Consider the following 24,088-nt stretch of genomic DNA (forward strand, 5'->3'; position numbering starts at 1 on the left):
GAATTAACAATGAAACAATTAGTATCTATGGAACATTTATCAAATGAAGAAATCTATTCACTTATCGAAACAGCAATCGAATATAAACAAGGTAAGAAAGTTCATAAATTAAATGACACATACGTAGCAAACTTATTTTTCGAAAACTCAACACGTACAAAATGCAGCTTCGAAATGGCAGAAAGACGCTTAGGTATGCAAGAAATTCCATTTGAAACTAGTACTTCATCTGTTAAAAAAGGTGAGTCATTATATGACACATGCAAAACATTAGAAAGCATCGGTGTAGACGCATTAGTTATCCGTCACCCGCAAAATGATTACTACAAAGAACTTGAAGGCTTAAACATTCCAGTTATCAACGGCGGAGACGGCAGCGGTCAACACCCGACACAAAGCTTGCTTGATATCATGACAATCTACGAAGAATACAAAAAATTCAAAGGCTTAAACGTATTAATTTGCGGAGATATCAAAAACTCACGTGTAGCACGCAGTAATTACCAAGCATTAACTGCATTAGGTGCTAACGTTAAGTTCGCAGCACCTGACGAATGGGTAGATGATTCACTAGATGCACCTTATGTCAAAATTGACGACGTTATCGAAGAAACGGATATTGTGATGTTATTACGTGTTCAACACGAAAGACATGACGGAGAATTAAGCTTTGATCCAAAGGAATACCATGAGAAATATGGTTTAACGAAAGAAAGATACAACCGCATGAAACCAAACGCAATTGTAATGCACCCAGCACCAGTAAACAGAGGCGTTGAAATTGATACAGATTTAGTTGAAGCGCCGAAGGCACGTATCTTCAAACAAATGAAAAACGGCATGTACTTACGTATGTCAGTCATCAGTCATATTATTGCGGACCAACAGAAAGGGGTTCTTATAGATGTTGCTAATTAAGAATGCAAAAGTATTAAAAGACGGTAAATTAACAGAGGCTTCTATCTTAGTAGAAGACGACAAAGTAAAAGAAATCGCACCAGAAATTACAGTAGGTTCAGAAGTCGAAGTGATCGATGCTAAAGGTCGCTTCGCAGCTCCTGGCTTAGTCGATGTTCACGTACATTTAAGAGAACCAGGCGGCGAACATAAAGAAACAATTGAAACAGGTACTAAAGCAGCAGCACGCGGCGGATTCACTACAGTATGTCCAATGCCGAATACACGTCCAGTACCAGATACAGTTGAACATTTAGATAATCTCAACAAATTAATTGAAGATAACGCACGTGTACGTGTCTTACCATACGCTTCAATTACAATCAGACAAGCAGGCAGCGAATTAGTAGATTTCAAAGGGTTAGCTGAACATGGCGCATTCGCCTTCACAGATGACGGTGTAGGGGTACAAACAGCCGGCACAATGTATGAAGCTATGCAACAAGCAGCGAAATTAAACAAAGCAGTGGTTGCACACTGTGAAGATAACAGCTTGATTTACGGCGGCGCTATGCACGAGGGGAAACGCAGTAAAGAATTAGGTATTCCAGGTATTCCAAATATTTGTGAAGCAGTACAAATTGCACGTGACGTATTATTAGCTGAAGCAGCAGATTGTCACTATCATGTATGTCACGTTTCAACAAAAGAAAGTGTACGTGCCATCCGTGATGCAAAAGCAGCAGGTATTAAAGTCACAGCTGAGGTTACACCACATCACTTATTAATGACAGAAGACGATGTACCTGGCGACAACGCAATGTACAAAATGAATCCTCCTTTAAGAAGTAAAGAAGACAGAGATGCACTGATTGAAGGATTGTTAGACGGCACAATTGATTGTATCGCAACGGACCATGCACCACATGCAGCTGATGAAAAAGCTCAACCGATGACTAAAGCACCATTTGGTATTGTCGGAAGTGAAACAGCATTCCCATTACTTTACACACACTTTGTGAAAAATGGAGATTGGTCATTACAACAATTAGTGGACTATTTAACAATTAAACCTGCAGAAATCTTTGACTTGCCATACGGCATCCTAGAAGAAGGCAAAACAGCAGACTTAACATTAATCGATTTAGAAGAAGAGAGAGAAATCAAAGCAGAAGATTTCCATTCAAAAGCAAGCAATACACCATTCATCGGTTATAAAGTATACGGCAATCCTGTATTAACAATGGTAGCTGGAGAAGTGGCATTCAAGGAGGAATAAACAACAATGTTAGAGAAACGATATCTTGTATTTGAAGATGGTTCAATTTACGAAGGAAGAAAGTTAGGATCAGACAATCTGACAAAAGGTGAGATTGTCTTCAATACAGCTATGACGGGTTACCAAGAAACCATTTCTGACCCGTCTTACACAGGTCAAATCATCACATTCACTTATCCATTAATCGGGAATTACGGCATCAACAGAGATGATTTTGAATCTTTAGTACCGACACTAAGCGGTGTGGTCGTAAAAGAAGCGAGTACGCATCCTAGCAACTTCCGTCAACAAAAGACTTTCAACGATGTATTAGTTCAATATGATATTCCAGGTATTTCAGGTGTAGATACACGCAGTATCACACGTAAAATACGTGAACACGGGGTACTTAAAGCAGGATTTACAGATCATGCAGAAGAGATTCCGGCATTCATAGAAGAACTGAAACAATTTGAACTCTCTCGTGACGAAGTACCGATGGTATCGACGAAAACACCTTATGTATCAACTGGCTCAGATTTAAGCGTCGTATTAGTAGACTTCGGAAAGAAACAAAATATCGTTAGAGAACTCAATGCACGCGGTTGTAATGTGACAGTCGTGCCATATAATACACCAGCTGAAATTATTCTTGGTATGTCACCTGACGGTGTCATGTTATCAAATGGTCCAGGAGACCCTGAAGATGTGCCGGAGGCAGTAGAAATGATTCAAGGTATTTTAGGTAAAATTCCTTTCTTCGGCATCTGCTTAGGCCATCAATTGTTCGCTTTATCACAAGGTGCCACAGCATTCAAAATGAAATTCGGTCACCGTGGTGCTAACCATCCGGTGAAAGACTTGGCAACAGGCAAAATTGCATTAACAAGTCAAAACCATGGTTATGCGATTGATGAAGCTTCAGTTGCGCAAACAGATTTAGAAGTGACACATCTTGCCTTAAATGACGGCACAGTGGAAGGATTAAAACATAAAACGCTGCCTGCTTTTTCAGTACAATATCATCCAGAAGCATGTCCAGGACCTACTGATTCAAATTATTTATTCGATCAATTCATAGATATGATGAAAGAATTCAAAGCGAAGGAGCGTACAGTCAATGCCTAGAAATAATGACATCAAAACCATTTTAGTGATTGGTTCAGGACCTATCATCATCGGCCAAGCTGCAGAGTTTGATTATGCCGGTACACAAGCGTGTTTAGCCTTAAAAGAAGAAGGTTACCGCGTTATCCTAGTAAACTCAAACCCAGCTACTATTATGACTGATAAAGAAATTGCGGATAAAGTATATATCGAACCTTTAACACATGACTTTATCGCACGTATCATTCGTAAAGAACAACCTGATGCACTCTCACCAACACTTGGTGGACAAACAGGTTTGAATATGGCAATTCAATTACACGATAGTGGCGTATTAGAAGCGAATAATGTGCGTTTGCTTGGTACAAAATTAAGCTCAATTCAACAAGCAGAAGACCGTGAATTATTCAGAAGTTTAATGAATGATTTAGAAGTACCCGTTCCTGAAAGTGACATCGTGCACACAGTAGAACAAGCCTTTGCATTCAAAGAACAAGTCGGTTATCCATTAATCGTACGTCCAGCGTTCACAATGGGTGGTACAGGCGGCGGTATTTGTCATAATGATGAAGAATTAAAAGAAGTTGTGACCAATGGTCTGCATTATAGTCCAGCTACACAATGTTTAATTGAAAAATCCATCGCAGGCTTTAAAGAAATTGAATATGAAGTTATGCGCGATAAAAATGATAATGCCATTGTAGTATGTAACATGGAAAATATTGACCCTGTCGGTATTCATACAGGTGACTCTATCGTAGTCGCACCAAGTCAAACATTGACAGATGTCGAATATCAAATGTTGCGTGATGTCTCATTGAAAGTCATTCGTGCATTAGGTATTGAAGGCGGTTGTAACGTACAATTAGCACTGGATCCATACTCAATGAATTATTACATTATTGAAGTTAACCCACGTGTATCACGTTCATCAGCCTTAGCATCTAAAGCCACAGGTTACCCTATTGCGAAATTAGCAGCGAAAATTGCGGTTGGTTTAACATTAGACGAAATGTTGAATCCAGTCACAGGTACATCTTATGCGGCATTTGAACCAGCCTTAGACTATGTGATTTCTAAAATTCCACGTTTCCCATTCGATAAATTCGAAAAAGGTGAACGTGTACTTGGCACACAAATGAAAGCCACAGGTGAAGTCATGGCAATCGGCCGTACGTACGAAGAATCATTACTGAAAGCGATTCGTTCATTAGAATATGGTGTACATCACTTAGGATTACCAAATGGAGAAAGTTACGATTTAGACTACATAAAAGAACGTATCTTACAACAAGATGATGAACGTCTTTTCTTCATCGGTGAAGCCATTCGACGAGGTACAACACTCGAAGAAATTCACGAGATGACTAAAATCGATTACTTCTTCCTTAACAAATTCCAACACATTATCGATATCGAACGTGAGTTAAAAGCACACAAAGGTGATATCGAATACCTTAAATATGCGAAAGACTATGGCTTCAGCGACAAAGTCATTGCGCATAGATTTGGTATGGAAGAAGCAGACGTTTATCGACTCCGCCATGAAAATGATATTAAACCAGTATACAAAATGGTAGATACATGTGCTGCAGAATTTGAATCTGCGACACCGTACTACTACGGAACATATGAAAGAGATAACGAATCCATCGTAACAGATAAAGAAAAAGTGATTGTACTTGGTTCTGGTCCAATTCGTATTGGCCAAGGTGTTGAATTCGACTATGCGACAGTGCATGCAGTATGGGCCATCCAAAATGCCGGTTATGAAGCGATTATCGTCAACAACAACCCTGAAACCGTTTCAACAGACTTCTCAATTTCAGATAAACTTTATTTTGAACCATTAACTGAAGAAGATGTCATGAGCATTATTGATTTAGAACAACCAAAAGGTGTGGTCGTTCAATTCGGTGGTCAAACTGCGATCAACTTAGCAGACAAACTTGCGAAACACGGTGTGAAAATTCTTGGCACATCATTAGAGAATTTAAACCGTGCAGAAGACAGAAAAGAGTTCGAAGCACTCTTAAATACTATCGATGTACCGCAACCTAAAGGTAAAACTGCCACATCTCCTGCAGAGGCGTTAGATAATGCCAGAGAAATCGGTTATCCAGTTGTTGTACGTCCATCGTACGTATTAGGTGGCCGTGCGATGGAAATCGTGTATAATGATGCAGAGTTAGAAAACTACATGCGAGAAGCTGTGAAAGCAAGTCCGGAACATCCAGTACTTGTCGACCGCTACTTAACAGGTAAAGAAATTGAAGTGGATGCTATTTCAGATGGTGAAACAGTGATTATTCCAGGTATTATGGAACATATCGAACGCGCCGGTGTACACTCAGGTGACTCGATTGCTGTATATCCGCCTCAAACTTTATCAGATGAAGTGGTTCAAACTTTAGAAGCTTATACAACGAAACTAGCCAAAGGTTTAGATATTATCGGATTAATCAATATCCAATTTGTATTAGCGCATGATGGTGTCTATGTCTTAGAAGTTAACCCAAGATCGAGCCGTACGGTGCCATTCTTAAGCAAGATTACAGATATCCCGATGGCGCAACTTGCGATGCGTGCCATCTTAGGTGAGAAATTGAGCGATTTAGGTTATAAACCAGGGCTTCAACCTTATTCAGAAGGCGTTTATGTCAAAGCACCAGTTTTCAGTTTCAATAAATTGAAAAACGTCGACATTACGCTTGGACCTGAAATGAAATCAACAGGTGAGGTTATGGGTAAAGACCAAACGTTAGAAAAAGCATTGTTCAAAGGTTTAACTGCGAGCGGTGTGGAAGTAAAAGATCATGGTACTGTATTGATTACGGTCAGTGATAAAGACAAAGATGAAATGGTTAAAATTGCTAAACGATTACATGAAGTGGGTTATAAAGTACTCGCAACATCAGGTACAGCTGCGAAATTAGCAGAAAATCATATCCCGGTTGAAACAGTGGGTAAAATCGGCGGTGAAGATGATTTATTGAACCGAATTCAAAATGGTGAAGTACAAATTGTCATTAACACAATGACAAAAGGGAAAACGATTGAAAGAGACGGTTTCCAAATCAGACGTGCTTCAGTAGAAAATGGTGTGCCTTGCTTAACATCACTAGATACAGCGAATGCGTTGACAAATGTGATGGAAAGTATGACATTTACAATGAGAAGTATGTAATTATAGTTAAAGTGGCTATAATGAAGATAGAGTCAAGATTAAAAGGAGGATTTAACAGTGGAACAAAACATTATCGTATCCAATCGAGAAATTGCGGACCGCATTTTTGAAATTAAAGTAAAAGGACCTGTGACACGCAAAATGACGCAACCTGGACAATTCGTTCATATTAAAGTAGGTGAAGGTTCACTGCATATGTTGAGACGTCCGATCTCAATTTGTCATATTGAACCTGAAATTGAAACCTTTACGATGTTATATCGTGCAGAAGGTGCTGGGACACAACGTCTGTCTCAAATGCGTGAAAATGATGCGATTGATATTATCGCACCATTAGGTAATGGCTTCCCTGTTGAAAAAGCGGAACGTAAAGCACTATTAGTAGGCGGCGGTATCGGTGTTCCTCCTTTATATGAACTATCTAAACAACTGAACCGTCAAGGGATTGAAACAGTACATGTATTAGGTTTCAGAAGTAAAAAAGATGTCTTCTATGCAGATGAATTTGCGCAGTTAGGTGAAACACATATTGTGACAGAAGACGGTACAATGGGCTCAAAAGGCTTTGTGACCAATGTGATTTCTGAGTTGCCGGTAGATTATGATATTTACTATACATGTGGACCTAAACCGATGTTAAAAGCGATTAAAGAACATGAGAAATTAGCAGATGTTGAAGGTTTCTTATCACTTGAAGAACGTATGGGTTGCGGTATCGGCGCATGCTACGCATGTGTCTGCCATACACCTCAATCTGAAACAAGTTATGTCAAAGTTTGTACAGATGGTCCTGTATTTGAGAAAGGAGCAGTCATCCTATGAGTCGATTAAATGTAGAAATCCCAGGATTAGATTTAAAGAATCCAATTATGCCAGCAAGTGGTTGTTTCGCTTTCGGTGCAGAGTTCAGTCAATTTTATGATTTAAGTGAACTTGGTGCGATTATGATTAAAGCAGCAACGAAAGAAGCACGTTATGGGAATGAAACACCACGTGTAGCTGAAACGGATAGCGGTATGATTAATGCGATTGGTTTACAAAACCCGGGTGTGCATCACATTATTGAACACGAACTTAAAAAGTTAGAACAATACGATGTACCGATTATCGCTAACGTTGCTGGTTCTACGGAAGAAGACTATGTTTATGTGGCTGAACATATTTCAAAAGCACCGAATGTTAAAGCATTAGAATTAAACATTTCTTGTCCGAACGTTAAAGAAGGCGGTATGCAGTTTGGTGTAGATCCGCAAGTTGCGGCTGAATTAACACGTAAAGTTAAAACCGTATCTGAAGTGCCAGTCTATGTAAAACTTTCACCGAATGTAACGGATATTGTGGCAATGGCCAAAGCGATTGCACAATACGCAGATGGTTTAACAATGATTAATACATTAGTCGGCTTACGCATTGATGCGAAAACAGGGCGTCCGATTATCGCCAACACAGTCGGCGGTTTAAGTGGTCCAGCGATTAAACCCGTCGCGATGCGTATGGTTTACCAAGTGAGACAAGCGGTGGATATTCCAATTATCGCCATGGGCGGTGTTCAAAACGCGCAAGATGTTATAGACTATATTTCAGTGGGTGCGAATGCGGTAGCAGTCGGCACAGCCAACTTCCAAAATCCAATGGTTTGTAAGGAAATCATTGATGAACTACCTGCATTACTCGACGACTTAGGTGTCAACCATATTCATGAATTGTACAAAAGGACTTTTGAGGTGACTAAATAATGGCAAATCGTAATTTACCTTTACCGATTATCGCATTAGACTTTGCGACGGCTGAAGAAGTAGAAAATTTCTTAGATTTATTTGATGAACCTTTATACATCAAAATCGGAATGGAACTTTATTATCAAACAGGCCCTGAATTAATTAACAAAATTAAAGCACGCGGCCACCAAATCTTCCTAGACTTAAAACTGCATGATATTCCAAATACAGTAAAACAAGCCATGGCTGGCTTAGGACGCTTGAATGTAGACTTAGTAAACGTTCATGCCGCAGGCGGTACTGAAATGATGCGTCAAGCAGTAGAAGGCTTACGCAGTGTCAACAAAGATACTAAAATTATTGCGGTCACACAATTAACATCAACAACAGAAGAAATGCTGCAAAAAGAACAAAACATCCAAACTTCAATTGAAGAGGCTGTATTAAACTATGCACGTTTAACAAAAGAAGCTGGCTTAGATGGTGTGGTATGTTCACCATTAGAAGCAGAATTACTAACAAAAGAATTAGGCTCAGACTTCTTAAAAGTAACACCAGGGATTCGTCCAGCACATTATGCACAAGACGATCAAAAACGTATTACAACACCAGACAAAGCACGTGAAATGGGCTCAACACATATCGTAGTCGGACGTCCAATCACACAAAGTGACAATCCGGTTGAAAGTTATCATCATATTAAAGAAAGTTGGTTAGGTTAAGATGTCAAAACAAATTGCGCAATCATTATTAGATATTGGTGCAGTTGCACTATCACCGAATGATTTATTTACATGGAGTTCAGGAATTAAATCTCCGATTTATTGTGATAACCGTGTTACATTAGGTTATCCTGAAGTGCGTAACGCAATCCGTGATGGATTAATCGAATTAATCCAAACTCATTTCAAAGATGCTGAAATCGTATCAGGAACTGCGACAGCGGGCATTCCTCATGCAGCATTCATCTCTGAAAAATTAGATATGCCAATGAGCTATGTACGTTCTAAAAGTAAAAGCCATGGTAAACAAAACCAAATCGAAGGTGCACCAAGTAAAGGTAAAAAAATCGTAGTCGTTGAAGACTTAATTTCAACAGGCGGTTCTTCATTAGTAGCAGCTGAAGCATTAAGAGAAGCTGGTGCTGAAGTACTAGGTGTAGTCGCAATCTTTACGTATGGTCTTGCGAAAGCAGATCAAATGTTTAAAGATGCTGAAATTCCTTTCTATACATTAAGTGACTATAACGAATTAATCGACGTTGCTAAAGAACAAGGTAAAATTTCTGAATCAGATATTCAGTCTTTAGTTGAATGGAGAGACAATTTAGCATAAGATGGAATTGGATGGAGGGATGAACCATGTCCAATACACATGCACATGCTGCTCATAAACCATTTGCCCACTTAAATAAGTTCTTATCCGCAAATGAAGATTATCGTGAGCCAGCTAACAACCATGATCAATATGAAAATCAATGGTTATCAAATGAACATGAAAAAAACATATTCAAGAAATGTAAAACAGATATAAAAGAAAAAGGCTTAATTTAAAACGAACAAAAATCCGCAATCATCAACTCAAAAAGAGTACACATGATTGCGGATTTTTAATATTCAATAACATCTCTAAGTCAGACACATCGTCTAACGTAAATATATTTTAATAAAGATATAGCCAATAATAATCACTGCTAACATTGCTAAAATAGGTAAGATAAAATGAGACATCATAGCCCTCCATTCATTCAATCATCTTGTTCAGATTTACTTATTGTTTTGGAATACAGCTATTATACTATGAATTGTGTCATACATATAGAAAAAGGTACTGCTTGAATCGCTTATGAAATTTAAGGATTAGGATTTGGTACATTAATGTTTGTTAATACTAGAGCTAAGTTTATCTTTGAAAAAATATAGCATTCGAGTTGTACCTATAGCACATAAGCTAATGATAAGAAAATTGATTAGAATCTGCCACCAATGTGCAGAAGGCAAGTAGCTAAATAGAAATAACATGGGGATGAAACAAATAATATCTAATAAGCCTATTGTATTTAACACTTCATTTAGTTGCTTATCATCTTTCATAAGTAGTCACTCCCAATAGAAATTTGAGTATGTAATGATATGTTTAGCGTATCATATTCTTTTGAAGAGGCGGGAATACAATTAGTTAGCTATTAACTTTTGAATGTAATTAAGTAAGGGTCTGAAAATAATATCAGCCTACGTGTGATGTAGTTCTGCGTATGGGTTGAGTTGCTTTTGTATCATCATTCCTGTATCGTTTTAAGTGTCAAAATAGTGATTTTTAAAATGACTATATGATTCGTAAATAGTATGTATATGAGGAGGGGATAGTGTGCATATACCAAAAGTAACACCATTTTTAATGTTTAATAATGAAGCAGAGGAAGCGATTGAACTCTATACATCAGTATTTGAAGATAGTGAAGTCGTTTCTATGGTGAAGTATGATGAGTTTGGAAGCGGAGAAGCGGGTGCTGTTCAACACGCGATTGTTCGCTTAAAGGACCAAATCATTATGGCCATTGATAATTCTAATGGAACTGAAATACCTATGAATCCATCTATTTCTTTATTTGTGACTGTAGATAACGCAATGGAAATGGAACGCTTATACAGCGGATTAAAAAGCGGCGGTGCGATTTTAATGGCTAAAACTGAACTTGGACCATACAGAGAATTTGCATGGATACAAGATCGTTTCGGTGTGAATTTCCAACTGGCATTAATGGATTAATAGAATAAACGTTTTAATGACAACTCACTTGATAGGTGGGTTGTTTTTTTATTGCTAGAGCAGTGTATAAAATAGGAATATAATAGGGGTGAAGAATGAGTAAACATCAATTAAATAGATAGGTAGACTGAGATTTGGAGTGAGTCCAATGATAGATATGCATAATCATATATTAATGGATATGGATGATGGGCCGAGGGATGAAGAAGCGGCTATCGAATTGTTAAGACAAGCTAATAAAGAAAATATTAACGAAATTATTGCGACACCACATTATACAAATAAATACGATAATTCTTTTGAGAAAGTAAAGTTAAAAATAAAAAGATTATGTAAATTAAAAGAAGTTAATGATTTAGGGATTTCTATGTATCCAGGACAAGAGGTAAGATTCCATCAGAATTTAATTGATGACATTAAGTCTGGAAAAGTACGTGGTTTAAACAGCTCAAGATACTTGCTAATTGAGTTTCCACCTAATGACATCCCTGACTATACTTTTGGAATGTTTAATGAATTACAAGTATTAGGTTACATTACGATTATTGCGCACCCTGAACGAAATCTCGCATTATTAAAGGATATGAGTGTTCTATATGATTTAGTTAAACAAGGTGCATTAAGTCAATTGACTTCAACTTCATTGATTGGTCATTTTGGTAAAGGAATTCAAGAGGTATCTATTGAACTCATGAATTGTAAGCTTGTACATTTTATTGCATCAGATGCCCATGATATAAAGGCAAGACCTTTTGTGATGAAATCGTTGTTTGAAGATAATATGTTGTTAGGTCTACATGGACAAATGAAGAAATTAATAAGGAATGCGAAAGTGGTTATTGAAAATAAGGAAATTGAAAAATATGAACCGCTTGTACCAAATATTCAATATATAAGAGATTTAATATTTTAAAATAAAGCACTCGAAGACATTTTGTCCGCGAGTGCTTTAAAGTTAATCTGTTATTTTAATTTCACTTTTTCTGAATCACTTTTCATGGATTGGATATGATCATAATCTGGTGTTGCGTATAATGTTTTTTGATTATCGTATGTCACAAAGCCTGGTTTTGCGCCAGAAGGTTTGTGTACATTTTTGATGTCTGTGTAATCTACTGGAATTTGACCAGAGTTTCCTGCTTTAGAGAAGTAAGCAGCCAACATCGCAGCTTCTTCAATGGTTTTATCACTTGGCTCATCTTCAAAGATGACAACGTGAGAACCTGGAATGTCTTTAGTATGGAACCATAAATGATGTTTACGTGCTTTTTTATTTGTCAGATAATCATTTTGTTTATTGTTTTTACCAACATAAATAGTTGCGCCATCTGTTGAAAGATAAGTTTGTAGCTGCATTTGCGGCTGTTTCTTTTTCTTACGATTTTGACGTTGTTTCATAAAGCCTTGTTCTGCAAGCTCTTCACGGATTTCATCGATATCTTCAACAGTAATATGAGCTAATTGCTGCTCGATAGATTCGAAGTACGCAATGTTTTCTTCAGTTAATTGAATTTGGTGTTCTAACTCATGCTCACGTGTTTTTAATCGATTGTATTGTTTGTAGTAATATTGCGCATTCAGGGAAGGGGATTTAGTTGGGTTTAACTTAATCGTTACTTCTTCACCTGTATAGTAATTTTCTGTCGTTAAGGATTCATCGCCTTGTTTAATACGATAGATATTTGCGGTGATGAGTTCACCGTATAACTGCATGTCTTCTTTTGATTGTGTACCTTCGTACTCATCATTTAATTTAACGAGTTTATTGCGATTCTTTTGTAGTTGTTGTTGAACGAAACGTACTAAATCATTAGCACGTTGTTTAACGCGTTCACGTTCGCCGCGAGCATCGTAGAAGCGATCTAATAATTCAGCGAGTGAATCGTAAGTGACGCTGTCATCATCAAATTGATTTAAACGCATGAAGTAATAATCTTCTTTACCTGTTTCGTGGTTTTTGTGGAAGATTGGCACAGGTTTCAATGTGGTTTCTTCCATGACTTCATCAAATGCCGCAGGCAATGTTTCTGTGGTCATAAATTGACGGCGTTCTGTAATCTCTTTTGTGATTAAAGGACTAAAACCTTCAAATGTTTGTAAGAGTTGTCTCGCAATATTTCCTTGATTGAAATCGATATATTTCAATAAATCTTGACCTGAAACTTCATAAGGATTGATTTTATTTTGTGTTGGTGGTGCTTCATATTGGAAGCCCGGCATAACGGTACGATAATGGTTTGTATTTGGTGTTAAATGTTTGAAACCTTCGATAATCTTGCGATTATCATCTACAAGAATCAAGTTGCTGTGTTTACCCATGATTTCTAAAATAACAGTACGATAGATTTTATCGCCGAGTTCATCTGTACTTTGAACGTCGATTTCGATGCGACGGTCATTATCAATTTGGCGGATTGCTTGTATAATACCGCCATCTAAATGTTTACGAAAGACGCGATTGAACATAGGTGGTTCAAATGGGTTATCGTATTTCTTTTGTGTAATATGCATACGCGAGAAATTAGAATGGATAGATAACAGCAAGGAATGGTTTTTTCGATTCTGACGAATTACCATTATAATTGTATCGTTATCAGGTTGGTTGATTTTATGAATGCGTCCACCTTCAAGAAAGGACAATTCTTCTACCATTTTCTTTGTGAATAGGCCATCAAATGCCATAATTATCAGCTACCTTTTTATTTTCGTTCTTGTGCTACGTTCTTATTATTGTACCATGTGTATATGGGAAACTTCCAAATTAAGATTTTATTATTGGCATCTATACAATTTTATTTAGAATATGGTATCATTATATAATACAACAATAGCTTAGAGAGGTCGTAAGGCATGGATAATGAAAAAGGTTTACTAATTGTCTTATCAGGTCCATCTGGAGTCGGCAAAGGTACTGTCCGCAAGGAAATATTTGATGATCCGAAGACATCATACAAATATTCAATTTCAATGACAACACGTGAAAAACGTGAAGGCGAACAAGATGGCGTTGATTATTTTTTCAAGACAAAAAGAGAGTTTGAGCAACTTATCGCACAAGATCAATTTATTGAGTATGCAGAATATGTAGGTAATTACTACGGAACTCCTGTACAGTATGTAAAAGACACTATGGATGAAGGCTATGATGTCTTCTTAGAAATCGAAGTTGAAGGTGCGAAACAAGTACGCAAGAAATTCCCTGATGCATTATTTATCTTCCTAGCACCGCCAAGTTTAGACCACTTAAGAGAGCGTTTAGTCGGGCGCGGTACAGAATCAGATGAAAAGATTCAAAGTCGTGTGAAAGAAGCACGTAAAGAAGTAGAAATGATGAATCTTTATGACTACGTTGTGGTAAATGACGAAGTAGAACTAGCTAAAGAACGCATTCAAGCAATCGTTGCAGCCGAACATTTAAAACGCGAACGTATAGAAGCAAAGTATAGAAAAATGATATTGGAGGCCAAAAAATAATGTTATACCCACCGCTTAATCAATTAACTTCAAAAGTAAAATCAAAATATTTAATCGCAACAGTGGCAGCCAAACGCGCACGTGAATTATATGATAAAAAAGACACTGCGTTATTAGAAAACTATCACTCAGTTAAAACAGTTGGAGAAGCACTAGAAGAAATTGCCGACGGCAAAATCACTCCAATCGAACCAGAATTAAACGAAAGTGAATTCGAAACAAAAGACTGAGTTTATAAAACAATTATATAAAATGAAAACAGCCTTCAAAGTAAGAAATACTTACTTTGAAGGCTGTTTTGCTTAATAAGACATTTTTAATTGTTCCATGGAACGTTCTAACTGATCAAAATCTATAATGCGTGCTTGTCTATGAAATTCTCTGCCTTTGTTAAAGAGAATGACGACAGGCGCAGTAAAGAGTGAGAGTTGGCCAGCAGCTTCAGGAATATCGTTAACAATCATTTGTGCTGCAGGTATTTCTAATTGTTTTACGAGTTTATCTACTCGGGGTTGGTCTGCATGGCAGACTGAGCAACCATTTGCCATGACATATAACAAGAATTTATCTTCATTTTCAATGAGTTGTGTAATTTCATCAAATTGCTTTAAAGTCTCCATCTTCAAACCTTCTTTCTGTTGTCTGTATCGAAAGTTATCATACGTCGACAAGGGTAAAGAATCAACTTTATTGCTTTGCAAAGCTAAGGACTTTTTTGACCTAGAGTGTTAAAATATAAAATGATTGAGGAATTGTGAGGCCATTGTGTTTGGACTCATTTTTTATTATTAAGCCGTATACATAAAGAGAGAATAAACTTGGAGGCAAAGATTGCGATGAAGAATATTTTATTAGCAGTATCAGGTGGTATTGCAGCTTATAAAGCGATTGATTTAACAAGTAAATTAACACAAGCAGGTTATGACGTACGTGTGATGTTGACTGAACATGCACAAGAGTTTGTGACACCGCTTGCTTTCCAAGCAATCAGTCGTAATCCTGTATACACAAGTACATTTAAAGAAGAAGATCCAGCTGAAATTCAACATATTGCACTAGGAGATTGGGCAGATGCTGTTATTATTGCGCCAGCGACTGCTAATATTATTGGCAAATTAGCAAATGGTATTGCAGATGATATGATTACCTCAACCTTATTAGCAACAACAGCACCTAAGTTTGTTGCGCCAGCTATGAACGTGCATATGTATGAAAATCCAAGAGTACAAGCAAACATGCAAGTGTTAACTGAAGATGGCTATCATTTCGCTGAACCTGGTGAAGGTTTCTTAGCTTGCGGCTATGTAGCAAAAGGGCGCATGATGGAACCATTAGATATTATTGCTTTTGTGCATCATATTATGGAACAAGAGAGTAATCAAACTGTTATAAATAACAATGATTGGTTCTATGGCAAACATGCTTTAGTTACTGCAGGACCGACTGTCGAAGTCATTGATCCTGTACGTTTTGTGTCCAATAGAGCTTCAGGAAAAATGGGTTATGCGCTAGCTGATGCATTGCAAAAAAGAGGCGCTAAAGTGACTTTAGTGAGCGGTCCGACAAGTATAGTGCCACCTGAAAATGTAGACTTTGTACAAGTTACAAGTGCAGAAGATATGTTTAATGCTGTTGTTGAGCGTTTTGATCAACAAGACTTTGTCTTTAAAACAGCTGCAGTTTCAGATTACAAACCAGCTGAAAAACTTGAACATAAAATGAAAAAACAAGATGGCGATTTGACGATTGCATTTACACGTACAAAAGATATATTGAAATATTTAGGTGAACACAAAACACATCAAAAATTAATTGGCTTTGCAGCTGAAACACAAGATGTTGAAAAATATGCTAAAGCAAAATTAGAGAAAAAGAATGCTGATGTGATTATTGCGAATAATGTAGGTGACACATCTATCGGCTTTAGTTCTGATGATAACGAAGTCACATTATATTTCAGAAATGACGAAGCAGTGAATATAGAGAAAGGCAAGAAACAGCAACTTGCTGGAAGAATCTTAGAAGAATTAGAACGTAGGTGGAAATAATGTATGCAAAGGTGATTGTAGATGTCCCGGCTAAAAACGTAGACTTTACCTTTGATTATAAAATTCCAGAGCGACTCGTACCCATCATCCAAGTTGGTGTACGGGTCGTTGTACCCTTTGGGTACAGAACTATACAAGGATACGTCATGGAAATAGCTGAGGAACCAGATCCAGAATTAGATTTATCTAAACTTAAAGAGATTCAAGAAATTCAAGATATCAAACCAGAGCTGACACCAGAATTAGTTGATTTAAGTGCATGGTATGGTAAATATCATGTCACAAAGCGTATTTCTATTTTAGAGGCTATGTTGCCAAGTGCTATCAAAGCAAGATATACCAAGGTGTTTGAAATTGTAGAAGATGAATCCATACCAGAGGGTTTATTAAAACGTTTCAATAAAGAAGGTCATTATGCATATAAAGCTGCACAACAAAATGGTGATTTAAAACACATCGTACCATTATTAGAAGAAGGTATTGTTAGAGAAGAAACGTTATTGTCTCAAAATACAAAGAAAAAGACACAACGTGCGATTCGAATTAGAGAAGATCATAATCCTGATGAAGTACTTGGCATGCTGGAACGTTACCCAAAACAATATGATGTTTATGCTTACTTGTTAGATGCACAAAATAGAGATGTTCCTTTAAAAGAATTGGAAGAGGTCGGTTTATCAGCATCAAGTGCGAAAACTTTAGAACGTAATGGATTTGTAGAAAAGTATGATGCTATCGTTGAGCGTGATCCATATGCCTCAAGAGTCTTTGAACAAGAAGAAAAAAGACAACTAACAGCTGGTCAGCAAATCGCATATGATGAAATTAAAAAGGTCATCGATGAAGAAAAACAAGAAACATTCTTACTACATGGTGTAACAGGTTCAGGGAAAACGGAAGTTTATCTTCAAACAATTGATGCTGTCCTCGCAAAAGGGCAACAAGCGATGATGTTAGTGCCGGAGATTGCATTGACACCGCAAATGGTCCTAAGATTTAAACGTAGATTTGGGGACGAAGTCGCAGTTTTGCACTCTGGTCTTTCAAAAGGTGAACGCTATGATGAATGGCAGAAAATTCGTGATGGTCGTGCACGCGTCAGTGTGGGTGCACGTTCTAGTGTATTTGCGCCATTTAAAAATCTAGGTATGATTATCATTGATGAAGAACATGAGGCTACGTATAAACAAGAAGATTATCCTCGATACCATGCGAAAGAAATTGCATTATGGCGTGCTAAATATCATCAATGTCCATTAATTTTAGGTAGTGCGACACCGAGTCTTGAGTCTTATGCACGTGCTGAAAAAGGTGTTTATCATTTACTCAGCTTACCTGATCGTGTAAACAATCAACCGCTACCTGCAATAGATATCGTAGATATGCGAGAGGAATTAGCGAATGGCAATCGTTCTATGTTTTCTACTGAATTAAGAGAAGCAATTTTAGACCGATTATCTCGGAATGAACAAATTGTATTGTTCTTAAACCAACGTGGATATTCTTCATTTATCTTATGTAGAGATTGTGGCCATGTGCCGCAATGTCCGAACTGTGATATTTCATTGACCTATCACAAATCTAGCGACAAATTGAAATGTCATTATTGTGGTTATGAAGAAACACCACCTAATAAATGTCCTAATTGCGAAAGTGAACATATTCGTCAAATGGGGACAGGTACGCAACGTGTTGAAGAATTACTAAATCGTGAGTTTGAAGACGCGAAGATTATACGTATGGATGCAGATACAACGTCACGTAAAGGCGCACATGAGAAGTTATTGAATGACTTCGGAGAAGGTAAAGGTGATATTTTGCTTGGCACTCAAATGATTGCGAAAGGGCTTGATTTCCCAAACATTACGCTTGTTGGAGTGCTCAATGCGGATACTATGTTGAACTTACCTGACTTCCGTTCTAGCGAACGTACTTTCCAACTACTGACCCAAGTAGCTGGACGTGCAGGACGTCATGAGAAAGAAGGTAAGGTTATTATTCAAACATATAATCCTGATCACTATGCGATACAAGATGTTCAGCTTAATGACTATTTATCGTTCTATCATAAAGAAATGAAGTACAGACAAATCGGTAAATACCCACCGTATTATTTCTTGATTAACTTTACGATTTCACATCAAAATATGAAAGAAGTGATGCAAGCAGCATCACATGTTCATAAAATATTACTGCAACATCTTACTGATCGTGCTTTAATACTTGGACCATCACCAGCAGCTATCGCAAGAATTAATCGAGAATTTCGCTTCCAAGTCCTAGTTAAATACAAAAGCGAACCAGAGTTACACAAAGCACTTCAATATTTAGATGATTACTATCATGAACGTTATCAAAAAGATAAACTGTCATTAAAGATAGATATTAATCCATATGTCATGATGTAGGAATAAATTAAAAATTTTGGATAAGTGATGATTTAGAATGCTGTTTAAGTTAGTAAATCATTGCTTATCCTTTTTTATTTCAAATTTTCAAGGGTAAACACTCAATATCTTTGAAAAGTCTTTTATAGTTGCGCACTACACAAAAGGTAGTGTAAAATGAATTAAATTATAAATGCTTATCTGTTTATGCGTGTGGATAGATATAAGAAAAGTGAACGTAACAAGAAATACTTGGAAAGTGTGAACTGGTAATCATAGTTATAATTAATTTTCAAAAGGGGATGACAAACAACATGAACATAGCAATCATTAGCGCAACAGGCAAACAAGGGACAATCCTAACTGAAAAAGCTTTAGAACGAAATCATGAAGTAACTGCCTTTGTAAGAAATCGTAATAAATTACAATTTGATGTGCCTTATATAGAAAAGGATATTTTAGATATTACACGTGAAGACTTAGAAGGATTTGATGCAGTATTGGTCGCATTCGGTGCACCAAGAGGCAGAGAAGAGCTATATATACAAATGGTTAATCACTTTATCGATATACTCGCAGGTGTCGATGTAAAGTTGATGTTTGTAGGTGGAACTGGAAGATTGTATATCGACGAAAGTAAAACAACAAGAGTGGCGGATAATCCAAATATTCCAGAGGCAGTAAAAGAATCAGCCATAAAAATGGCTGAGGCTTATGATATTTTAGAAGCGCAAGACAAATTAAAAGACTGGACGTTTGTCAGTCCGGCAAGTATGTTTGATTTTAATGGCCCAGAAACAAACGATTATAAATTAGGTACTGATACGATTATTTATAATTCACAAAACAAATCATATGTATCCTACAAGGATTTCAGTAATGCATTCATAGATGAAGCTGAAAATGATCAATACCCAAATCAAGGTATTACAGTTGTTTCAGGATAATACAATTAAATGAACCCTCATTATGAGCAGTGATAAATACAGCTGCTTATAATGAGGGTTTTTATGATTAGTTATACATAAATACGTGAAAGATTGATATTTCTATTAAGCACTAAAAGCAAAAGACTTCATTTTTGATATAGTAACTATACATTTTCATGTATAATAGGTAATCAAGGAGTGATTTTATGATTCTGCTTAAAACATTTATCATAGCATTTTCTGTCTTCACATTTTTATCTGCAATATTAATGTTAGCAAGAAATCCGAAAACACCTAAAATTACTATGATCCTCTTAATAGTAGGAAGTTTATTGTTAAACATCGGAGCATTAATTTCCAATTTTGTACCGGCTCTAATCATGTTAATCACAGCATTTGCGATGATTCAAGTCGGTATAGGTATCTATCAAAAGAAGACTTTCGGAAAAATTATCTTTTTAGCACAAAGCGTACGGTTTATTGTAAGCGTATTTGTAATTGTTTTCTTTATAATTTTACAATAGTTTAAAGCATCTACTGAGAAATAACTTGGTAGATGCTTATTTTATTGCTATCAAAGCATAGGCATATCGCTTTTAAGACGTTTTAGAGGTGCTATTGCTATAATTTTAAAGACTTTATTAATGAATATTACAATCTGATTTTGATTGTAAAAATATTTAAAAATTGTTTCAAAAGCATCTTGTTATCCTATATAATGTAAAATATACGTTAATTAATATGTACTATACATACAATGGAGGTTACTATGGAAAAAACAATTGATTTAAGCAACTTTTTTGCTGCTTTAAAGAAAAATATTAAATTACTAGTTATTTTACCATTACTTTTTCTTGTTTTTGGTCTATTAATAAGCTTTTTCTTAATTCAACCAAAATATGCAGCTACATCACAAGTTTTAGTGAGTCAGCATGAAACAAATAATGAAATAATGGCACAACAGGTTCAGTCAAATATTCAACTTGTAAAAACGTATTCAGAAATTATTAAAAGCCCAAGAATTTTGGATAAGGTTTCGAAAGAATTAGATGGAAAATATTCAGAAAAAGAAATTTTCAACATGTTAACAGTCAACAACCAAGCTGAATCTCAGATAATGAACATTACAATTGAGAGTAGTAGCAAAAAAGATGCATCAAAAATAGCAAATACGGTTTCTAAAGTATTTAGCAAGGATGCAAATAAAATTATGAATATTGATAACGTCTCAACACTATCTAAAGCTGAAGAGGCGAAAAAAGTTGCGCCTAAACCGATAATTAATGGTTTAGTTGGCTTATTATTAGGTTTAATAATTGCATTGATTATTATCACATTGAAAGAATTACTAGATAAAAGAATCAAAACTGAAAAAGATGTCCAAGAAACTCTAGGTTTACCTGTACTCGGATCTATTTCAGAGTTTAATAAAAAGAAATAATAAAGGAGGAAATGTCATATGACAAAAAAAGATGAAGCAGTGCAAAACCCTATAATTACGTTTAGTGATCCTAAATCTGTCATTAGTGAAAAATTTAGAGGAATCAGAACAAATATTATGTTTTCAACAGCTGATAATGATATAAAATCGATTGTATTTACATCAGAGAAACCATCGGCTGGTAAATCGTTAGTTTCTGCCAATGTAGCAGTTACCTATGCACAAGCAGGATATAATACTCTTTTAATAGATGGTGATATGAGAAAACCAACACAACATTACTTATTTAACGTACCAAATATAGATGGTTTTTCTAACTTGATTATTAATCAATCTTATTTAAGTAAAGCAGTTGAAAAAACTGAAGTTGAAAATTTAGATTTATTAACTTCAGGACCAATTCCACCCAATCCTTCAGAATTAATAGGCTCTTCACAATGTCAAAGTATTTTAGAAGAGTTATATGAAATGTATGACATTATCATTATTGATACTCCTCCTGTTAATACAGTGACAGATGCTCAGCTTTTTGCAGAAATCTGTGGATATGTTGCTATGGTTATTGATGTCAAAAAAAATGATAGAAATGCAGTGAAGAAAGCTAAAGAGTTAGTGGAAAAAGCAGGAGCCAAAGTTTTAGGTGTTATTCTTAACAAAACTACTCCAGATAAGTCATCTGGCTATTATGCATATTATGGAGAAGATAAATAATGATAGATATTCATAACCATATAATACCTGGAGTAGATGATGGTCCTGTAGACGAAAAAAGTATGATTGATTTAATAAAACAAGCTGCAGAACAAAATATTACAGGTATAATCGCAACTCCTCACCATTTACATTACAGATATAATAACGAATTTGAAGAAGTTGCAAATAAAGTTGCAAAAATAAACGAGAATGAAAAAGTAAAAGAGCTGGGTGTAACTGTATATCCAGGTCAAGAAATTAGGATAACTGACCAGTTACTAGTAGATTTAGATAATGGAAAAATCAAAGGACTTAACAATTCAAAGTATTTATTACTAGAATTACCTTCGAATCAAGTCCCTAGTTATTGTCAAAATTTGATTTATGAAATACAAATCAGGGGTTATGTTCCCATAATTGTACATCCAGAAAGAAATAAGGTAATTGCTCAAGATATAAACATATTATTTGGTTTGGTAAATATAGGAGCTTTGAGCCAAATAACAGCATCTTCTTTAACTGGAGAACTAGGTAGAAAGACACAAAAGAATTCTATGCTAATGATAGAAAATAATTTAACGCACTTTATCGCATCTGATGCACATAATATTGAGAACAGACCATTTGGATTTGATAAGGTATTTTCGAAAGGAAAACATGCTTACTTGAAAGATAAAATAGAAAGCTTGATTAGTAACAATGAAATGCTTCTTAATGATAAAAAGATCAAAATAAGCAGACCTATAGAGTATAAAAAAAGCAAATTTCTTAGCATGTTTTCAAAATAATTTTCCAACTGAATAGATAAAAAACAAGCTTTTATGATTTAGTGCACCTTAGAATATGTCAAAGATAAATACTTAAGGATTAATTTAAAAATTGAGGTGTAAAAAATGGAAAGAAAAGAAGTAACAGTAGCGGTAATAGGATTAGGATATGTTGGTATGCCATTGGCAATTGCTTTTGCAGAACAATTTGATGTTATTGGGTTTGATATTGATGCTGCGAAAGTAGATTTATATAACAACTATATCGATCCTACTGGAGAAGTAGGTTCTGAAGTATTAAAGAATACAACAATGGAATTTACAGCTGACCCTGAAAGATTAACAGAAGCAAATTTTTATATAATTACAGTACCAACACCAATTAAACAAGATAACACTCCTAATTTGACTCCAATTGAAGAAGCTACTAAATTAGTAGGAAAATATCTTTCTAAGGGAGATATTGTAGTATATGAGTCAACTGTATATCCTGGGGTTACAGAAGATGTATGTGTGCCACTATTAGATGATTTATCAGGATTAGAATGTATAAAGGACTACAAAGTAGGTTACTCACCAGAAAGAATTAATCCTGGTGATAAGAAAAACACAGTTAAAAATATCATTAAAATTGTTTCTGGCATCGATGATGAGGCCCTTGATACAATCGCTGATGTTTATGGAGCAGCAATACCAGCGGGTGTTCATCGTGCTTCAAACATTAAAGTGGCCGAAAGTGCAAAAGTTGTAGAAAATAGTCAGCGCGATATTAACATTGCATTTATGAATGAACTATCACAAGTGTTTGATTTAATGGATATTAATACTAATGAAGTAATTGATGCAATGAACACTAAGTGGAATGCACTTGGTTTTTATCCTGGTTTAGTGGGAGGTCATTGTATAGGTGTTGATCCTTACTACTTTATATACCAAGCAGAAAATGTAGGGTTCCACTCACAAATAATTTCTGCAGGAAGAAAAATCAATAATTATATGTCTACGTTTGTAGCTGCTAACATTATTAAAGAATTAGTGAAAAATAAAATTATTAATAATGCGAAAGTAGTTATCATGGGGCTTACTTTCAAGGAAGATACACCTGATTTCAGAAACTCTAAAATTATTAATGTGGTAGAAGAATTAAATGAATATGGAATTGAACCAATCATTGTTGATCCTTATATCGAGTCATTTAACAGTGACATCAATGCTACGACTTATAAGGAGTTATCAGAAGTTAGTGATGATATCGATTTGTTAGTTTATGGAGTAAACCATAAAGAGTTTAAAGAAATTAGTAGTGACGGAATTATTAATAAATTGAAAAAAGAAAAAGCTGTAATTGTAGACTTGAAAAATCGTTTTAAAGATTTTGAAAGTGAAACGCTTAAATATTGGTCATTATAGAAA

24 protein-coding genes are annotated in these 24,088 nt (G+C 35.8%); 21 read left to right on the forward strand and 3 right to left on the reverse strand.

Annotated features, from left to right (window positions below):
* The first annotated feature begins 9 nt into the window (after positions 1-9).
* Genes ACFCT9_RS01520 through ACFCT9_RS01560 form a run of 9 tightly spaced genes read left to right on the forward strand, consistent with a single transcriptional unit; the run spans position 10 to position 9,720 of the window.
* A complete protein-coding gene (locus ACFCT9_RS01520) occupies positions 10-918 on the forward strand; it encodes an aspartate carbamoyltransferase catalytic subunit (protein WP_412520255.1) in 909 nt (302 codons plus the stop codon).
* Positions 905-2,176, forward strand: coding sequence for a dihydroorotase (locus tag ACFCT9_RS01525; protein WP_412520257.1), 1,272 nt, complete (start codon positions 905-907; stop codon positions 2,174-2,176). Before ACFCT9_RS01520 ends, ACFCT9_RS01525 begins: the two co-directional genes overlap by 14 nt.
* A 6-nt stretch (positions 2,177-2,182) precedes the next feature.
* Positions 2,183-3,283, forward strand: a complete 1,101-nt coding sequence (locus ACFCT9_RS01530) for a carbamoyl phosphate synthase small subunit (protein WP_412520258.1) — start codon at positions 2,183-2,185, stop codon at positions 3,281-3,283.
* Positions 3,276-6,449 carry a carbamoyl-phosphate synthase large subunit gene (gene carB / locus ACFCT9_RS01535; protein WP_412520259.1) on the forward strand — a complete coding sequence of 1,058 codons (3,174 nt, stop codon included), beginning with the start codon at positions 3,276-3,278 and terminating at the stop codon, positions 6,447-6,449. Before ACFCT9_RS01530 ends, carB begins: the two co-directional genes overlap by 8 nt.
* Before the next feature lie 57 nt (positions 6,450-6,506).
* Positions 6,507-7,271, forward strand: a complete 765-nt coding sequence (locus ACFCT9_RS01540; RefSeq protein WP_412520260.1) for a dihydroorotate dehydrogenase electron transfer subunit — start codon at positions 6,507-6,509, stop codon at positions 7,269-7,271.
* Positions 7,268-8,185, forward strand: coding sequence for a dihydroorotate dehydrogenase (locus tag ACFCT9_RS01545; protein WP_412520262.1), 918 nt, complete (start codon positions 7,268-7,270; stop codon positions 8,183-8,185). Before ACFCT9_RS01540 ends, ACFCT9_RS01545 begins: the two co-directional genes overlap by 4 nt.
* The gene (gene pyrF / locus ACFCT9_RS01550) at positions 8,185-8,889 is read left to right on the forward strand and encodes an orotidine-5'-phosphate decarboxylase (protein WP_002480623.1); all 705 of its coding nucleotides are present in this window, start codon (positions 8,185-8,187) and stop codon (positions 8,887-8,889) included. Before ACFCT9_RS01545 ends, pyrF begins: the two co-directional genes overlap by 1 nt.
* A gap of 1 nt (position 8,890) precedes the next feature.
* Positions 8,891-9,502: an orotate phosphoribosyltransferase gene (gene pyrE, locus ACFCT9_RS01555; RefSeq protein ID WP_412520264.1), complete on the forward strand. Its 612-nt coding sequence runs from the start codon at positions 8,891-8,893 to the stop codon at positions 9,500-9,502.
* Positions 9,503-9,528: 26 nt separating this feature from the next.
* Entirely contained in the window at positions 9,529-9,720 is a 192-nt protein-coding gene (locus ACFCT9_RS01560) for a hypothetical protein (RefSeq protein ID WP_412520265.1), read from the forward strand.
* Between the two features lie 321 nt (positions 9,721-10,041).
* Here the strand turns inward: ACFCT9_RS01560 and ACFCT9_RS01565 are convergent, their stop codons facing one another.
* Positions 10,042-10,260: a DUF6007 family protein gene (locus ACFCT9_RS01565; RefSeq protein WP_412520266.1), complete on the reverse strand. Its 219-nt coding sequence runs from the start codon at positions 10,258-10,260 to the stop codon at positions 10,042-10,044.
* Between the two features lie 274 nt (positions 10,261-10,534).
* On the opposite strand from ACFCT9_RS01565, the gene ACFCT9_RS01570 reads away from it, so the two are divergent.
* Together ACFCT9_RS01570 and ACFCT9_RS01575 are read left to right on the forward strand one after the other, a co-directional pair.
* Positions 10,535-10,936, forward strand: coding sequence for a VOC family protein (locus tag ACFCT9_RS01570; RefSeq protein ID WP_412520268.1), 402 nt, complete (start codon positions 10,535-10,537; stop codon positions 10,934-10,936).
* Between the two features lie 148 nt (positions 10,937-11,084).
* The gene (locus tag ACFCT9_RS01575; RefSeq protein WP_412520270.1) at positions 11,085-11,849 is read left to right on the forward strand and encodes a tyrosine-protein phosphatase; all 765 of its coding nucleotides are present in this window, start codon (positions 11,085-11,087) and stop codon (positions 11,847-11,849) included.
* A gap of 50 nt (positions 11,850-11,899) precedes the next feature.
* On the opposite strand, the gene ACFCT9_RS01580 is transcribed toward ACFCT9_RS01575, so the two are convergent.
* Entirely contained in the window at positions 11,900-13,618 is a 1,719-nt protein-coding gene (locus tag ACFCT9_RS01580) for an NFACT family protein (RefSeq protein ID WP_412520272.1), read from the reverse strand.
* Between the two features lie 168 nt (positions 13,619-13,786).
* Here ACFCT9_RS01580 and gmk point away from each other — a divergent pair, with 168 nt between their 5' ends.
* Entirely contained in the window at positions 13,787-14,410 is a 624-nt protein-coding gene (gene gmk / locus ACFCT9_RS01585; RefSeq protein WP_412520273.1) for a guanylate kinase, read from the forward strand.
* Positions 14,410-14,640 carry a DNA-directed RNA polymerase subunit omega gene (gene rpoZ, locus ACFCT9_RS01590; RefSeq protein WP_412520275.1) on the forward strand — a complete coding sequence of 77 codons (231 nt, stop codon included), beginning with the start codon at positions 14,410-14,412 and terminating at the stop codon, positions 14,638-14,640. Before gmk ends, rpoZ begins: the two co-directional genes overlap by 1 nt.
* 72 nt (positions 14,641-14,712) lie before the next feature.
* Here the strand turns inward: rpoZ and ACFCT9_RS01595 are convergent, their stop codons facing one another.
* Complete coding sequence (locus ACFCT9_RS01595; protein ID WP_412520277.1) at positions 14,713-15,030, reverse strand: thioredoxin family protein; 318 nt, start codon at positions 15,028-15,030, stop codon at positions 14,713-14,715.
* Positions 15,031-15,246: 216 nt separating this feature from the next.
* Here ACFCT9_RS01595 and coaBC point away from each other — a divergent pair, with 216 nt between their 5' ends.
* The 8 genes from coaBC to ACFCT9_RS01635 all read left to right on the forward strand — a co-directional run bounded on the left by coaBC (position 15,247) and on the right by ACFCT9_RS01635 (position 24,085).
* Complete coding sequence (coaBC, locus tag ACFCT9_RS01600) at positions 15,247-16,458, forward strand: bifunctional phosphopantothenoylcysteine decarboxylase/phosphopantothenate--cysteine ligase CoaBC (RefSeq protein WP_412520279.1); 1,212 nt, start codon at positions 15,247-15,249, stop codon at positions 16,456-16,458.
* Entirely contained in the window at positions 16,458-18,866 is a 2,409-nt protein-coding gene (gene priA, locus ACFCT9_RS01605) for a primosomal protein N' (protein WP_412520281.1), read from the forward strand. Before coaBC ends, priA begins: the two co-directional genes overlap by 1 nt.
* A 293-nt stretch (positions 18,867-19,159) precedes the next feature.
* The gene (locus ACFCT9_RS01610) at positions 19,160-19,792 is read left to right on the forward strand and encodes an NAD(P)-dependent oxidoreductase (protein WP_412520283.1); all 633 of its coding nucleotides are present in this window, start codon (positions 19,160-19,162) and stop codon (positions 19,790-19,792) included.
* A gap of 188 nt (positions 19,793-19,980) precedes the next feature.
* Positions 19,981-20,298, forward strand: coding sequence for a hypothetical protein (locus tag ACFCT9_RS01615; protein ID WP_412520284.1), 318 nt, complete (start codon positions 19,981-19,983; stop codon positions 20,296-20,298).
* Between the two features lie 245 nt (positions 20,299-20,543).
* Positions 20,544-21,215, forward strand: a complete 672-nt coding sequence (locus tag ACFCT9_RS01620) for a Wzz/FepE/Etk N-terminal domain-containing protein (RefSeq protein ID WP_412520286.1) — start codon at positions 20,544-20,546, stop codon at positions 21,213-21,215.
* Between the two features lie 18 nt (positions 21,216-21,233).
* The gene (locus tag ACFCT9_RS01625) at positions 21,234-21,926 is read left to right on the forward strand and encodes a polysaccharide biosynthesis tyrosine autokinase (protein ID WP_412520288.1); all 693 of its coding nucleotides are present in this window, start codon (positions 21,234-21,236) and stop codon (positions 21,924-21,926) included.
* Positions 21,926-22,696, forward strand: a complete 771-nt coding sequence (locus tag ACFCT9_RS01630) for a tyrosine-protein phosphatase (protein ID WP_412520289.1) — start codon at positions 21,926-21,928, stop codon at positions 22,694-22,696. The genes ACFCT9_RS01625 and ACFCT9_RS01630 overlap by 1 nt, the downstream gene beginning before the upstream one ends.
* A gap of 105 nt (positions 22,697-22,801) precedes the next feature.
* Complete coding sequence (locus tag ACFCT9_RS01635; RefSeq protein WP_412520291.1) at positions 22,802-24,085, forward strand: nucleotide sugar dehydrogenase; 1,284 nt, start codon at positions 22,802-22,804, stop codon at positions 24,083-24,085.
* Positions 24,086-24,088 lie beyond the last annotated feature (3 nt).

Origin of the sequence: Staphylococcus simulans (assembly GCF_047037175.1) — a bacterium.
Taxonomy (GTDB): domain Bacteria; phylum Bacillota; class Bacilli; order Staphylococcales; family Staphylococcaceae; genus Staphylococcus; species Staphylococcus simulans_C.